The sequence below is a fragment of the Pseudomonas sp. S3_G06 genome, from assembly GCF_054667565.1.
Map to the genome: position 1 here is coordinate 339,962 of NZ_CP162738.1, position 14,274 is coordinate 354,235.

Sequence of the window (14,274 nt, forward strand, 5' to 3'; positions counted from 1 at the left end):
GCTGACGTGTTTCGCGGAGCTAACGCTATCAGTCTCGATGCAAAGGGCCGTCTCGCCATGCCGAGCCGGTACCGTGACGAGCTCGATTCGCGCAGTTCCGGCCAATTGATCGTGACCATTGATGCCGTTGATCCATGCCTGTGTGTCTATCCGCTCGATGAGTGGGAAATTATTGAAACCAAGTTGCGCGCACTCCCTTCGCTTCGCGAAGAGAACCGTCGCCTGCAACGTTTATTGATTGGTAATGCCGTCGACCTCGAACTCGATGGCAGTGGTCGTTTCCTGGTTCCGCCGCGTTTGCGCGAATACGCCAAGCTCGATAAGCGCGCGATGCTGGTCGGCCAACTGAACAAGTTCCAATTGTGGGACGAGGATGCATGGAATGCGGTATCTGCCGCTGACCTTGCTGCTATTCAACAACCGGGCGCGATGCCTGATGAACTGCGTGATTTGATCCTGTGACTATTGATAGCGGCTTTAACCACATCACCGTACTGCTTGACGAAGCCGTCGAGGCTCTCGCCGTACGTCCTGATGGCTGCTATCTGGACGGCACGTTCGGGCGCGGAGGGCACAGCCGGTTGATCCTCAGCCAGCTCGGGCCGGACGGTCGACTCATCGGATTCGACAAGGATCCTCAAGCGATTGCCACCGGGCAAACGCTAGCGGCCGAAGACGGCCGCTTTGTCGTTGTGCAGCGCAGCTTTGCCGAGCTCGGTTCGGTGGTTGCCGAGCAAGGCCTGACCGCCAAGGTCAGCGGCATTCTGCTCGACCTCGGCGTGTCGTCGCCGCAGCTCGATGACGCCGAGCGCGGCTTCAGTTTCCTCAATGACGGGCCGCTGGACATGCGCATGGACCCGTCCCGTGGCATCAGCGCTGCCGAATTCGTCAACACCGCGCCGGTGGAAGAAATCGCCCGGGTGTTCAAGGAATACGGCGAAGAACGTTTCTCCGGGCGCATGGCCCGTGCCGTCGCCGAGCGTCGTGACATCAAGCCGTTCGAGCGCACCGCCGATCTGGCCGAAGTGCTGAAAGTCGCCAACCCGGCGTGGGAAAAGGGCAAGAACCCGGCCACCCGCGCATTCCAGGGTTTGCGCATTCACGTCAATAACGAACTCGGCGATCTGGAAGCCGGTCTCGACGCCGCGCTGGAAGCGCTGGAAGTTGGCGGCCGTCTGGTGGTCATCAGCTTCCACTCGCTGGAAGACCGCATCGTCAAACTGTTCATGCGCAAGCTGGTGAAAGGCGAGGCCGACAATCTGCCGCGCAACCTCCCGGTTCGCCACGTCGCCTTCGAACCGAAAATCAAAATCCACGGCAAAGCGCAGACGGCCTCCGACGCCGAACTCAAAGCCAACCCACGTTCCCGTAGCGCCGTCATGCGTGTCGCGGAGAAGTTGCGGTGAGCAAGCTTTTCGCCAAACCACTGCCCGGCGGCAGCTTTCTGATGCTGCTGCTGTTTATCGGCGTGCTGTTTTCGGCCATTGCCGTGTCGTACAGCGCGCACTGGAACCGGCAGTTGCTCAACACCCTTTATAACGAACTCAGCGTGCGCGACAAGGCGCAGGCCGAGTGGGGCCGGCTGATTCTCGAGCAGAGCACCTGGACTGCGCACAGTCGTATCGAAGTGCTGGCCACCGAACAATTGAAGATGCACATTCCTGGCGCGGCTGACGTGAAGATGGTGGCGCCATGATGAAACTCGAAGGCGCACTGTTCCCATGGCGCTTCCGCCTGATGGTGGCGCTGCTCGGTCTGATGGTCGCGGCGATCTGCTGGCGGATCATCGACCTGCAAGTGGTCGACCGTGACTTCCTCAAGGGCCAGGGCGACGCGCGCAGCCTGCGCCACATTCCGATTCCGGCGCACCGTGGCCTGATCACCGACCGTAACGGCGAGCCTCTGGCCGTCAGTACGCCAGTGACCACGCTGTGGGCCAACGCCAAGGAAATGCAGTCGGCCAAAGAGAAGTGGCCGGCACTTGCCGCCGCGCTGGGCCAGAACCCGAAAGCGCTAAGCGAGCGCCTCGAAGCCCAGGCCAACAAAGAATTCATTTATCTGGTGCGCGGGCTGACCCCCGAGCAGGGCCAGGCTGTGCTCGATCTGAAAGTGCCGGGCGTCTATGGCATCGAAGAATTCCGCCGCTTCTATCCGGCCGGTGAAGTCACCGCGCACATGGTCGGCTTTACCGACATCGACGATCACGGTCGCGAAGGCGTCGAGCTGGCCTATGACGAATGGCTGGCCGGGGTGCCGGGCAAACGACAAGTCATCAAGGATCGCCGTGGCCGGCTGATCAAGGATGTTCAGGTCACCAAAAACGCCAAGGCCGGCAAGCCCTTGGCGTTGTCGATTGATCTGCGTCTGCAATACCTGGCCAACCGCGAACTGCGCAACGCGATCATCGAGAACGGCGCCAAGGCCGGCAGTCTGGTGATCATGGACGTGAAGACCGGCGAGATCCTGGCCATGGTCAACCAGCCGACCTACAACCCGAACAACCGTCGCAACCTGCAACCGGCGATGATGCGCAACCGCGCCATGATCGACGTGTTCGAGCCGGGTTCGACCATGAAAGCCATTTCCATGAGCGCGGCGATCGAAACCGGCCGCTGGAAACCGAGCGACACCGTCGAGGTGTATCCGGGCTCGTTGCAGATCGGCAAATACACCATCAAAGACGTGTCGAAGACCGAAGGGCCGGTGCTCGATCTGACCGGCATCCTGATCAATTCCAGTAACGTCGGCATGAGTAAAGTCGCCTTCGATATCGGCGGCGAAACCATTTTCCGTCTGGCGCAGAAAGTCGGCCTCGGTCAGGACACCGGCCTGGGCTTCCCCGGCGAACGTGTCGGCAATCTGCCGAACTACCGCGAATGGCGCAAGGCTGAAACTGCAACCTTGTCTTACGGCTACGGTATTTCCGTGACCGCGATCCAGCTGGTGCATGCGTTCTCGGCACTGGCCAACAACGGTCGCCTCGCGCCGCTGACGCTGATCAAAACCGACAAGATGCCGCAGACCACCCAAGTGCTGCCGGAAGCTGTGGCAAAAACCATGCAGGGCATGTTGCAGCAAGTGATCGAAGCGCCGCGCGGCGTGTTCCGTGCGCAGGTGCCGGCTTATCACGTCGGCGGCAAGTCGGGTACCGCGCGCAAGACCTCGGTCGGCACCAAGGGCTACGCGGAAAACTCCTACCGTTCGCTGTTCGCCGGCTTCGGCCCGATGAGCGATCCGCGTTACGCGATTGTTGTGGTGATTGATGAACCGACCAAGGCCGGTTACTTCGGTGGCCTGGTGTCGGCGCCGGTGTTCAGCCGTGTGATGTCCGGCACCCTGCGCCTGATGAACGTGACCCCGGACAACCTGCCGACCACCCAACAGGCCAATGCCACCCCGGTCGTTCCGCTGAAAGCCAATGGAGGGCGCGGCTGATGTCATTAAGTCTGAACAAGATATTCCCCCACGCCGGCCACGATCTGTTGATCCGTGAACTGGCGCTGGACAGCCGCAACGTGCGCGCCGGCGATCTGTTTCTCGCCGTGCCCGGTGGCCGCTTCGATGGCCGTGCGCACATCGCCGATGCCTTGCAACGCGGCGCGGCTGCCGTGGCTTATGAAGTCGAAGGCGCCACCGTGCTGCCGATCACTGACGTGCCGCTGATTCCGGTCAAGGGGCTGGCGGCGCAGCTGTCGGACATTGCCGGGCGTTTTTACGGTGAGCCGAGTCACCACCTGAACCTGATCGGCGTCACCGGCACCAACGGCAAGACCAGCGTGACCCAACTGGTCGCGCAGGCGCTGGATCTGCTCGGCCAACATTGCGGCATCGTCGGTACGCTGGGTTCCGGCTTCTATGGCGCGCTGGAAAGCGGCCTGCACACCACGCCGAATCCGATTGCCGTGCAAGCGACCCTGGGTGATCTGAAAAAGGCCGGCGCGAAAGCCGTGGCCATGGAAGTGTCGTCCCACGGTCTGGATCAGGGCCGGGTCACCGCGCTGGCGTTCGACGTGGCGGTGATGACCAACCTGTCCCGCGACCATCTGGATTATCACGGCACCATGCAGGCGTACGCCGAGGCCAAGGCCCGGCTGTTCGCCTGGAATGACCTGAAGTGCCGCGTGGTCAACCTCGACGACGATTTCGGCCGGCAACTGGCGGCGGAAAAACGCGAGTCGCGTTTGATCACCTACAGCCTGCTCGACAGCAGCGCCTACCTGTTTTGCCGCGAAGCGCAGTTCGACGACCACGGCGTACGCGCCACGCTGGTCACGCCGCAGGGCGAGCATCACCTGCGCAGCACATTGCTCGGGCGTTTCAACCTGAGCAACGTGCTGGCCGCAGTCGGCGCCTTGCTCGGTCTGGATTACGCCCTCGACGAAATTCTCAAAGTGCTGCCGAAGCTCGAAGGCCCGGCCGGGCGCATGCAGCGTCTGGGTGGCGGCACGCAGCCGCTGGTGGTGGTCGATTACGCCCATACCCCGGATGCGCTGGAAAAAGTTCTCACCGCACTGCGCCCGCACGTCAAAGGCCAACTGCTGTGCCTGTTCGGCTGCGGCGGTGATCGCGATCGTGGCAAACGTCCGTTGATGGCCGAAGTGGTCGAGCGTCTCGCCGACCAGGTGCTGGTCACCGATGACAACCCGCGCACCGAAGATCCTGCGGTGATTTTCGACGACATCCGTGCCGGTTTCACCGCTGTGGATAAAGTCACTTTCGTCGCCGGTCGCGGCCAGGCCATTGCGCAATTGATCGCCGGCGCGACCGCTGACGACGTGATTGTGCTCGCCGGCAAGGGTCACGAGGACTATCAGGAAATCAACGGCGTGCGCCATGCGTTTTCCGATCTGGTCGAGGCTGATCATGCCCTGACCGCGTGGGAGGTGGCCCATGCTTAAGGCCCTGACACTCAGCGAATTGACCAACGCACTCGAAGCCCGTTTGATCGGCGCTGACGCGAGTTTCGACGGCGTCAGCATCGACAGTCGGGCGATTCAGCCGGGCCAGTTGTTCATCGCCCTGACCGGCCCGCGTTTCGATGGTCATGATTATCTGAACGACGTTGCCGGCAAAGGTGCCGTGGCGGCACTGGTCGAGCGCGAAGTCGCCGACAGCGCGCTGCCGCAATTACTGGTCAAGGACACCCGTCAGGCCCTCGGCCAACTCGGCGCGTTGAACCGTGCTGCGTTCACCCAGCCAGTGGCGGCAGTGACCGGTTCCAGTGGCAAGACCACGGTCAAGGAAATGCTCGCGAGCATCCTGCGCACGCGCGGTCCGGTGCTGGCGACCCGTGGCAACCTGAATAACGACCTCGGCGTACCGCTGACCCTGATCGAACTGGCGCCGGAGCACACTTCCGCCGTGATCGAACTGGGCGCTTCGCGTCTCGGTGAAATCGCCTACACCGTCGGCCTGACCAAGCCGCACGTAGCAATCCTGAACAACGCCGGCACCGCTCACGTCGGTGAGTTCGGCGGTCCGGAAAAAATCGTCGAAGCCAAAGGCGAAATCATCGAGGGTCTGGCCGCCGATGGCATCGCCGTGCTCAACCTCGATGACAAGGCTTTCGGTATCTGGAAGACCCGCGCTGCCGGTCGTCAGGTGCTGACCTTCGCCCTGAGCAACAGCGAGGCGAATTTCCACGCCAGCGATCTGGCCACTGATGCCCGTGGTTGCCCGGCGTTCAACCTGCACACCCCTGAAGGCAGTGAGCGCGTGCAACTGAACCTGCTCGGTACTCATAACGTCGCCAATGCCCTGGCTGCCGCCGCTGCTGCCCACGCCTTGGGCGTGTCGCTGTTCGGCATCGCCACCGGACTGGGCGCGGTGCAACCGGTCAAGGGTCGCACCGTCGCGCAACTGGCGAAAAACGGCATGCGCGTGATCGATGACACCTACAACGCAAACCCCACCTCGATGTGCGCGGCCGTTGATATACTCGCCGGCTTTTCCGGCCGCACCGTCCTGGTGCTCGGGGATATCGGCGAGTTGGGCGACTGGGCGGAGCAGGGGCACCGCGACGTGGGCGAGTACGCCCGAGGCAAGGTTTCCGCGCTTTACGCGGTCGGGCCGAACATGGTCCACGCGGTGAACGCTTTCGGTGAGCAGGCGCAGCACTTCGGCACCCAGGCCGAGCTGATCCAGGCCCTCGCCGCCGAGCAGGACACAAACACCACCATTTTGATCAAGGGTTCGCGCAGCGCAGCGATGGAAAACATCGTTGCGGCTCTGTGCGGGTCCAGTCTGGAGAAACATTAATGCTGCTGCTGCTAGCGGAGTATCTGCAACAGTTCTACAAAGGCTTCGCGGTCTTCCAGTACCTGACCCTGCGCGGGATTCTCGGTGTACTGACCGCGCTGGTCTTGTCGCTGTGCTATGGCCCGTGGATGATCCGTACTCTGCAGAACCGTCAGATCGGCCAATCGGTACGTAACGACGGCCCGCAATCGCACCTGTCCAAATCCGGCACCCCGACCATGGGTGGCGCGCTGATTCTGTCTTCGATCGGCGTCAGCACCTTGCTCTGGGCTGACCTGAGCAACCGCTACGTCTGGGTGGTGCTGCTGGTGACCCTGCTGTTCGGCGCCATCGGCTGGGTCGACGATTACCGCAAAGTCATCGAGAAAAACTCCCGTGGCCTGCCGAGCCGCTGGAAGTATTTCTGGCAGTCGGTGTTCGGCCTCGGCGCAGCGATCTTCCTTTATATGACTGCGGCGACGCCGGTGGAAACCACGCTGATCCTGCCGATGCTCAAGGACTACAGCATCCCGCTGGGCGCCGGTTTCATCGTGCTGACCTACTTTGTGATTGTCGGTTCGAGCAACGCGGTCAACCTGACTGACGGCCTCGACGGCCTGGCGATCATGCCAACCGTGATGGTCGGCGGCGGCCTGGGGATTTTCTGCTACCTGTCGGGTAACGTGAAATTCGCTGAATACCTGCTGATCCCTTACGTGCCCGGCGCGGGCGAGCTGATCGTGTTCTGCGGCGCGCTGATCGGTGCCGGCCTCGGTTTCCTCTGGTTCAACACCTATCCAGCGCAGGTGTTCATGGGCGACGTCGGTGCCCTGGCACTCGGCGCGGCACTGGGAACCATCGCGGTGATCGTCCGTCAGGAAATCGTCCTGTTCATCATGGGCGGCGTGTTCGTGATGGAAACCCTGTCAGTGGTCATTCAGGTTGCCTCCTTTAAGCTGACCGGTCGCCGCGTGTTCCGCATGGCGCCGATTCACCACCACTTTGAACTCAAGGGCTGGCCCGAGCCGCGCGTGATCGTCCGTTTCTGGATCATCACCGTGATTCTCGTCCTGGTCGGCCTTGCCACCCTGAAGCTGAGGTAGAACGAGTGTCTCTGATCGCTTCTGACCACTTCCGCATCGTTGTCGGCCTCGGCAAGAGCGGCATGTCCCTGGTTCGCTTCCTGGCGAACCGGGGCACGTCGTTTGCTGTGGCCGACACGCGGGAAAATCCACCGGAACTGGCCACGCTCAAGCGTGACTATCCGCACGTGGAAGTGCGTTGTGGCGAGCTGGACGTCGAATTCCTCTGCCGTGCCGACGAGCTCTACGTAAGCCCCGGCCTGGCGCTGGCGACCCCGGCCCTGCAAGCCGCCGCTGCCCGTGGCGTGAAAATGTCCGGCGACATCGAACTGTTCGCGCGTAATGCGCGGGCGCCGATCGTCGCGATCACCGGTTCCAACGCGAAAAGCACCGTCACTACTCTGGTCGGCGAGATGGCGGCTGCGGCCGGCAAGTGCGTCGCCGTTGGCGGCAACCTCGGCACGCCGGCGCTGGATCTGCTCAGCGATGATGTCGAGTTGTACGTCATGGAGTTGTCGAGTTTCCAACTGGAAACCACCGACCAGCTCAACGCCGAAGTCGCCACCGTACTGAACATCAGCGAAGACCACATGGATCGCTACAGCGGTCTGCCGGCGTATCACTTGGCCAAGCACCGGATTTTCCGGGGCGCGAAGCAGTTTGTGGTCAACCGTCAGGATGCCCTGAGCCGTCCATTGATCGGTGAAGGTCAGCCATGCTGGACCTTTGGCCTGAGCAAACCGGATTTCAAGGCGTTCGGCATTCGCGAAGAAGACGGCGAGAAGTACCTCGCCTTCGAATTCCAGAACCTGATGCCGGTGCGTGAACTGAAGATTCGCGGTGCGCATAACCAGTCCAACGCTCTTGCTGCATTGGCACTGGGTCACGCTGTGGGTCTGCCGTTCGACGCCATGCTCGCGGCGCTGCGCACGTTTGCCGGGCTCGAACATCGCTGCCAGTGGGTGCGCGATCTCGACGGCGTGGCCTATTACAACGATTCCAAAGCCACCAACGTTGGCGCCGCTCTGGCCGCCATCGAAGGTTTGGGCGCAGACATCGACGGCAAGGTCATTCTGATCGCCGGCGGTGACGGCAAAGGCGCCGAATTCAACGATCTGCGTGATCCGGTGGCGGCCAACTGCCGCGCTGTGGTGCTGATGGGCCGCGACTCCGACAAGATCGGCGCAGCCATCGGCGATGCCGTGCCGCTGATCCGCGCGTCCTCGCTGGTCGACGCCGTCGCGCAATGCCGCGCCGCTGCCCAATCGGGTGATGTGGTGCTGCTGTCTCCGGCCTGCGCCAGTTTCGACATGTTCAAGAATTACGAAGACCGTGGTCACCAGTTCGTCCGCGCTGTGGAGGAACTGGCATGAACCTGAGAAACATCATCAAGCCGTACCCGTCGCCGCTGATCACCGGGCGTGGCATCGACCTCGATTTCCCGATGCTCGCCGGTTGCCTGGCGCTGCTGGGTCTGGGGCTGATCATGATCGCCTCGGCTTCCACCGAAGTGGCGGCGGCGCAGTCGGGCAGTCCGCTGTATTACATGATTCGCCACCTTATCTATGTGGTGCTGGGCCTGGGCGCGTGCATCGTCACCATGATGATCCCGATCGCCACCTGGCAGCGCCTCGGCTGGATGATGCTGATCGGTGCGTTCGGCCTGCTGGTGATGGTGATCATCCCCGGCATCGGCCGCGAAGTGAACGGTTCGATGCGCTGGATCGGTTTCAGCTTCTTCAACGTGCAGCCGTCGGAAATCGCCAAGGTGTTCGTGGTGATCTACCTCGCCGGTTATCTGGTGCGCCGGCAGAAAGAAGTACGCGAGAGCTGGATGGGCTTCTTCAAGCCGTTCATCGTCCTGCTGCCGATGGCCGGTCTGTTGCTGATGGAACCGGACTTCGGTGCCACCGTAGTCATGATGGGCGCGGCGGCGGCGATGCTGTTTCTTGGCGGGGTCGGGCTGTTCCGTTTCTCGCTGATGGTGGTGCTGGCGGTTGGCGCGGTGGTTTTGCTGATCCAGATGCAGCCCTATCGAATGGCGCGTCTGACCAACTTCGCCGACCCATGGGCCGACCAGTTCGGCGCCGGTTATCAGTTGTCGCAGGCCTTGATCGCGTTTGGTCGCGGCGAGTGGCTGGGCGTCGGCCTGGGCAACAGCGTGCAGAAGCAGTTCTACCTGCCGGAAGCGCATACCGACTTCGTGTTCTCGGTACTCGCCGAAGAACTCGGTGCGGTCGGTTCGCTCTGCACCGTCGCGCTGTTCGTGTTCGTGTGTATTCGCGGCATGTACATCGGCTTGTGGGCGGAGAAGGCCAAGCAGTTCTTTGCCGCTTACGTGGCTTACGGCTTGTCCTTCCTGTGGATTGGTCAGTTCCTGATCAACATCGGCGTGAACGTCGGCCTGCTGCCAACCAAGGGTCTGACCTTGCCGTTCCTCAGTTACGGCGGCAGCTCGCTGGTGATCTGCTGCGCCTGTCTGGGGCTGTTGCTGCGCATCGAATGGGAGAGTCGAACCCACCTGGGCAGCGAAGAGATGGAATTCCAGGAGAGCGACTTCGCCGAGGAGCCGACTCATGGGCGCTAACGTATTGATCATGGCCGGCGGTACCGGCGGCCACGTGTTTCCGGCGCTGGCCTGTGCCCGCGAGTTTCAGGCGCGCGGCTACACCGTGCACTGGCTCGGCACGCCACGCGGGATCGAAAATGAACTGGTTCCGGCGGCAGGGCTTGAACTGCACCGGATCAACGCCAGCGGTCTGCGCGGCAAGGGCAAGCTGTCGCTGCTCAAGGCGCCGCTGATGCTGCTGAAATCGGTGTGGCAGGCGCGGGCGATCATGCGCCGTCTGAAGCCGGTGTGCGTGGTTGGCTTTGGCGGATATGTGACCGGCCCAGGTGGTCTTGCCGCGAAACTGGCTGGCGTGCCGGTGATCGTTCACGAGCAGAACGCTGTCGCCGGCACCGCCAATCGGTTGCTGGTGCCGTTCGCCGCCCGAGTGTGTGAAGCGTTCCCCGACACCTTTACTCTGTCGGACAGCCGCCGTACCACCGGTAATCCGGTGCGCAGCGAGCTGTTCCTCGAAACATCGCGACCGGCGCTGGCCGGGCGCAAAGCGCGTTTGCTGATCCTTGGCGGCAGCCTGGGCGCAGAACCGTTGAACAAATTGCTGCCTGAAGCCCTGGCCCAAGTCGCTGCCGACCTGCGCCCGGAAGTGTTTCATCAGGCCGGCAAAAATCACGATGAAGTGACTGCCGAGCGTTACCGCGCCGTGGGTGTGGAAGCGCAGGTGCAGCCGTTCATCAAAGACATGGCCCAGGCCTATGGCTGGGCTGACCTGGTGGTGTGCCGCGCCGGTGCGTTGACCATCAGTGAGCTGGCGGCCGCCGGTCTGCCCTCGATGCTGGTGCCTTTGCCCCACGCGATCGACGATCACCAGACCCGCAACGCCGATTATTTGGCCCGCGAAGGCGCTGCCTTCCTGATGCCGCAAAGAACGACTGGTGCCGCGGATCTTGCCGCGCGCCTGACAGAGGTCTTAATGCAACCGCAACGACTTGAAGCAATGGCCCAAGCGGCCCGCCGACTGGCCAAACCCGATGCCACCCGTAGCGTGGTCGATACCTGTCTGGAGGTGGCCCATGGTTGAGAATCAGAAAGCCATGCCACAACCGGAAATGCGCCGCATCCGTCGCATCCACTTCGTCGGCATCGGCGGCGTGGGCATGTGCGGCATTGCTGAAGTGTTGCTGAACCTGGGCTACCAAGTCTCCGGTTCCGACCTGAAGGCGTCGCCGGTCACCGAGCGTCTGGAAACCTTCGGCGCGCAGATCTTCATCGGTCACCGTGCCGAGAACGCCGCTACCGCCGACGTGCTGGTGGTGTCGAGCGCAGTGAACACGTCCAACCCGGAAGTGGCGACTGCCCTTGAGCGCCGCATCCCCGTAGTGCCGCGTGCAGAAATGCTCGCCGAGCTGATGCGCTATCGCCACGGCATCGCCGTCGCCGGTACCCATGGCAAAACCACCACCACCAGCCTGATCGCTTCGGTGTTCGCGGCCGGTGGTCTGGACCCGACATTCGTGATTGGTGGTCGCCTGAATGCGGCGGGCACCAATGCCCAGCTCGGCACCAGCCGTTACCTGATCGCCGAAGCCGACGAAAGCGATGCGAGTTTCCTGCATCTGCAGCCGCTGGTGGCCGTGGTCACCAACATCGACGCCGACCACATGGCGACCTACGACGGTGACTTCAACAAACTGAAGAAAACCTTCGTCGAATTCCTGCACAACCTGCCGTTCTACGGTCTGGCGGTGATGTGCCTGGACGATCCGGTGGTGCGCGAAATCCTGCCGCTGGTGAAACGTCCGACCGTGACCTACGGCTTCAGCGAAGACGCCGACGTACGCGCAATCAATGTCCGTCAGCAGGGCATGCAGACCTTCTTCACCGTGCTGCGCCCGGATCGCGAGCCGCTGGATGTGTCGGTGAACATGCCCGGCAACCACAACGTGCTCAACTCGCTGGCGACCATCTGCATCGCCACCGACGAAGGCGTCAGCGATGAAGCCATCGTTCAGGGCCTGTCAGGCTTCCAGGGTGTTGGTCGACGTTTCCAGGTCTACGGCGAACTGCCGGTGGATGGCGGCAACGTGATGCTGGTCGACGACTACGGTCACCACCCGACCGAAGTCGCTGCCGTGATCAAAGCCGTGCGCGGTGGCTGGCCGGAGCGTCGTCTGGTGATGGTCTACCAGCCGCACCGCTACAGCCGCACCCGTGATTTGTACGACGACTTCGTCAACGTACTGGCCGACGCCAACGTGCTGCTGCTGATGGAAGTCTATCCGGCCGGCGAAGAGCCGATCCCGGGCGCCGACAGCCGCAAGCTGTGCAACAGCATCCGCCAGCGCGGTCAGCTCGACCCGATCTACATCGAGCGTGGCGTTGACCTGGCGCCGTTGGTCAAGCCGCTGCTGCGCGCCGGCGACATTCTGCTGTGCCAGGGCGCGGGTGATATCGGCGGTCTCGCGCCGAAGCTGTTGAAAAGTGAATTGTTCGCCGGCGCCGTGGCGGCGCCGGTCGAGGGGAAGTTGAAATGACTGCTGCCTACGCCAAGCTGTTCTCCACCATCGCGCCGAAAGACTTCGGCCGCGTCGCCGTGCTCTTCGGCGGCCTGAGTGCCGAGCGTGAGGTTTCGCTGAAATCCGGCAACGCCGTGCTCGAAGCGCTGCAAAGCGCTGGCGTCGACGCGTTCGGCATCGATGTGGGCGAAGACTTCCTGCAGCGTCTGCTCAGCGAAAAGATCGACCGCGCGTTCATCATTCTCCACGGTCGCGGCGGGGAAGACGGCAGCATGCAGGGCCTGCTCGAGTGCGCCGGTATCCCTTACACCGGCAGCGGCATTCTTGCTTCCGCACTGGCGATGGACAAGCTGCGCACCAAGCAGGTCTGGCACAGCCTCGGGATTCCGACGCCGCGTCACGCCGTGCTGTGCAGCGAAGCCGATTGTATTTCCGCAGCGACGGAACTGGGCTTGCCTTTGATCGTCAAACCGGCGCATGAAGGTTCAAGTATCGGGATGGCCAAAGTGAATTCTGCGTCCGAGTTGATCGACGCATGGAAAGCGGCCAGTACCTACGATTCGCAAGTGTTGGTCGAGCAATGGATTCAAGGTCCGGAGTTCACCATCGCCACCCTGCGTGACCAGGTGTTGCCTCCAATCGCCCTGGGTACACCGCACACATTTTACGACTACGACGCCAAGTACATCGCCAACGATACCCAGTACCGCATTCCGTGCGGACTGGACGCGGCCAAGGAACAGGAACTCATGGAACTCACGGCCAAGGCCTGTGAGGCGCTGGGTATCGCCGGTTGGGGCCGGGCGGACGTGATGCAGGACGCCGACGGGCAGTTCTGGTTCCTCGAAGTCAATACCGCACCGGGCATGACCGATCACAGCCTGGTGCCGATGGCGGCGCGGGCTGCCGGTCTGGATTTCCAGCAACTGGTTCTGGCCATTCTGGCCGCCAGCGTTGAAGACGCAGGCGCAACAGAGGCGCGAGGTTAAGACCATGCAAGGCGCTCATCTCAGACATCAGCCACCCGCACCCGGCCGCAAGCCGGTGCCGCGGGGTGCCAGCCGAATGGTGGCGAAAGAGCCGATGTCCGCGCGCCTGCCGAAAGCCAATTTCAGCTTTCTGAAAAGCCTGTTCTGGCCGGTGCTGCTGGTGGCGCTGGGCTTTGGTACTTACGAAGGCGCGCAGCGTTTGCTGCCGTACGCTGACCGGCCGATCAGCAAGATCGCGGTGCAGGGCGACTTGAGCTACATCAGCCAGCAGGCGGTGCAGCAGCGGATCGCGCCGTTCGTGGCGTCGAGCTTCTTCACCATCGACCTCGCCGGTATGCGTACCGAGCTCGAGCAGATGCCCTGGATCGCCCACGCCGAAGTGCGTCGGGTGTGGCCGGATCAGGTGGTGATCCGCCTCGAAGAACAATTGCCGGTGGCGCGTTGGGGCGACGAGTCGTTGCTCAACAACCAGGGCCAGGCGTTCACGCCCAAGGAACTGGCGAATTACGAACACCTGCCGCAGCTGTTCGGCCCACAACGGGCTCAGCAGCAGGTGATGCAGCAGTATCAGGTGCTGAGCCAGATGCTGCGGCCGCTGGGTTTTTCGATTGCACGCCTGGAATTGCGTGAACGCGGCAGCTGGTTCCTGACCACCGGTGCCGGCAGTTCCGGCCCCGGCATCGAGTTGCTGCTGGGACGCGGCAACCTGGTGGAAAAGATGCGCCGCTTCATCGCCATCTATGACAAGACGCTGAAAGAGCAGATTACGAACATTGCGCGCATCGATCTGCGCTACGCCAACGGCCTCGCTGTTGGCTGGCGGGAACCCGTAGCGCCGACGACAGCCCAACCCGCTGTCGCAAAGAATTAAGAAGAGGCAGGAC

At 62.5% G+C, this 14,274-nt stretch carries 13 protein-coding genes; all 13 read left to right on the forward strand.

The window, feature by feature from the left end; translation table 11 throughout:
- Window positions 1-6: 6 nt before the first annotated feature.
- The 13 genes from mraZ to AB4N47_RS01665 are packed head-to-tail and all read left to right on the forward strand — an operon-like array spanning window position 7 to window position 14,261.
- Entirely contained in the window at window positions 7-462 is a 456-nt protein-coding gene (gene mraZ / locus AB4N47_RS01605) for a division/cell wall cluster transcriptional repressor MraZ (protein WP_007917012.1), read from the forward strand.
- On the forward strand, window positions 459-1,406 hold the full coding sequence (gene rsmH, locus AB4N47_RS01610; protein WP_445941224.1) for a 16S rRNA (cytosine(1402)-N(4))-methyltransferase RsmH: 948 nt from the start codon (window positions 459-461) through the stop codon (window positions 1,404-1,406). The genes mraZ and rsmH overlap by 4 nt, the downstream gene beginning before the upstream one ends.
- Window positions 1,403-1,696, forward strand: a complete 294-nt coding sequence (gene ftsL, locus AB4N47_RS01615; protein WP_016773269.1) for a cell division protein FtsL — start codon at window positions 1,403-1,405, stop codon at window positions 1,694-1,696. Before rsmH ends, ftsL begins: the two co-directional genes overlap by 4 nt.
- Window positions 1,696-3,435: a peptidoglycan D,D-transpeptidase FtsI family protein gene (locus AB4N47_RS01620; protein WP_174823877.1), complete on the forward strand. Its 1,740-nt coding sequence runs from the start codon at window positions 1,696-1,698 to the stop codon at window positions 3,433-3,435. The genes ftsL and AB4N47_RS01620 overlap by 1 nt, the downstream gene beginning before the upstream one ends.
- Window positions 3,435-4,898 carry a UDP-N-acetylmuramoyl-L-alanyl-D-glutamate--2,6-diaminopimelate ligase gene (locus tag AB4N47_RS01625; RefSeq protein ID WP_016773271.1) on the forward strand — a complete coding sequence of 488 codons (1,464 nt, stop codon included), beginning with the start codon at window positions 3,435-3,437 and terminating at the stop codon, window positions 4,896-4,898. The genes AB4N47_RS01620 and AB4N47_RS01625 overlap by 1 nt, the downstream gene beginning before the upstream one ends.
- Window positions 4,891-6,258: a UDP-N-acetylmuramoyl-tripeptide--D-alanyl-D-alanine ligase gene (locus tag AB4N47_RS01630; protein WP_024014246.1), complete on the forward strand. Its 1,368-nt coding sequence runs from the start codon at window positions 4,891-4,893 to the stop codon at window positions 6,256-6,258. The genes AB4N47_RS01625 and AB4N47_RS01630 overlap by 8 nt, the downstream gene beginning before the upstream one ends.
- Window positions 6,258-7,340 carry a phospho-N-acetylmuramoyl-pentapeptide-transferase gene (gene mraY / locus AB4N47_RS01635; protein WP_016773275.1) on the forward strand — a complete coding sequence of 361 codons (1,083 nt, stop codon included), beginning with the start codon at window positions 6,258-6,260 and terminating at the stop codon, window positions 7,338-7,340. Before AB4N47_RS01630 ends, mraY begins: the two co-directional genes overlap by 1 nt.
- A 5-nt stretch (window positions 7,341-7,345) precedes the next feature.
- Window positions 7,346-8,692 (forward strand): UDP-N-acetylmuramoyl-L-alanine--D-glutamate ligase, encoded by a 1,347-nt coding sequence (murD, locus tag AB4N47_RS01640; RefSeq protein ID WP_341639450.1) that lies wholly within the window; start codon window positions 7,346-7,348, stop codon window positions 8,690-8,692.
- Window positions 8,689-9,906, forward strand: coding sequence for a putative lipid II flippase FtsW (gene ftsW / locus AB4N47_RS01645; protein ID WP_016773276.1), 1,218 nt, complete (start codon window positions 8,689-8,691; stop codon window positions 9,904-9,906). Before murD ends, ftsW begins: the two co-directional genes overlap by 4 nt.
- On the forward strand, window positions 9,896-10,966 hold the full coding sequence (gene murG / locus AB4N47_RS01650) for an undecaprenyldiphospho-muramoylpentapeptide beta-N-acetylglucosaminyltransferase (RefSeq protein ID WP_122611820.1): 1,071 nt from the start codon (window positions 9,896-9,898) through the stop codon (window positions 10,964-10,966). Before ftsW ends, murG begins: the two co-directional genes overlap by 11 nt.
- Window positions 10,959-12,419, forward strand: a complete 1,461-nt coding sequence (murC, locus tag AB4N47_RS01655; protein WP_024014243.1) for a UDP-N-acetylmuramate--L-alanine ligase — start codon at window positions 10,959-10,961, stop codon at window positions 12,417-12,419. Before murG ends, murC begins: the two co-directional genes overlap by 8 nt.
- Window positions 12,416-13,390 carry a D-alanine--D-alanine ligase gene (locus AB4N47_RS01660; RefSeq protein ID WP_016773280.1) on the forward strand — a complete coding sequence of 325 codons (975 nt, stop codon included), beginning with the start codon at window positions 12,416-12,418 and terminating at the stop codon, window positions 13,388-13,390. Before murC ends, AB4N47_RS01660 begins: the two co-directional genes overlap by 4 nt.
- A gap of 4 nt (window positions 13,391-13,394) precedes the next feature.
- On the forward strand, window positions 13,395-14,261 hold the full coding sequence (locus AB4N47_RS01665; RefSeq protein ID WP_039761388.1) for a cell division protein FtsQ/DivIB: 867 nt from the start codon (window positions 13,395-13,397) through the stop codon (window positions 14,259-14,261).
- Window positions 14,262-14,274 lie beyond the last annotated feature (13 nt).

Excerpts from the sequence above, each read along its gene's own strand:
- AB4N47_RS01620 (WP_174823877.1), top strand. The coding sequence starts at position 1,696 with ATGAAACTCGAAGGCGCACTGTTCCCATGGCGCTTCCGCCTGATGGTG.
- AB4N47_RS01665 (WP_039761388.1), top strand. The coding sequence starts at position 13,395 with ATGCAAGGCGCTCATCTCAGACATCAGCCACCCGCACCCGGCCGCAAG.
- murG (WP_122611820.1), top strand. The coding sequence starts at position 9,896 with ATGGGCGCTAACGTATTGATCATGGCCGGCGGTACCGGCGGCCACGTG.
- mraY (WP_016773275.1), top strand. The coding sequence starts at position 6,258 with ATGCTGCTGCTGCTAGCGGAGTATCTGCAACAGTTCTACAAAGGCTTC.
- ftsW (WP_016773276.1), top strand. The coding sequence starts at position 8,689 with ATGAACCTGAGAAACATCATCAAGCCGTACCCGTCGCCGCTGATCACC.
- murC (WP_024014243.1), top strand. The coding sequence starts at position 10,959 with ATGGTTGAGAATCAGAAAGCCATGCCACAACCGGAAATGCGCCGCATC.
- AB4N47_RS01625 (WP_016773271.1), top strand. The coding sequence starts at position 3,435 with ATGTCATTAAGTCTGAACAAGATATTCCCCCACGCCGGCCACGATCTG.
- AB4N47_RS01660 (WP_016773280.1), top strand. The coding sequence starts at position 12,416 with ATGACTGCTGCCTACGCCAAGCTGTTCTCCACCATCGCGCCGAAAGAC.
- AB4N47_RS01630 (WP_024014246.1), top strand. The coding sequence starts at position 4,891 with ATGCTTAAGGCCCTGACACTCAGCGAATTGACCAACGCACTCGAAGCC.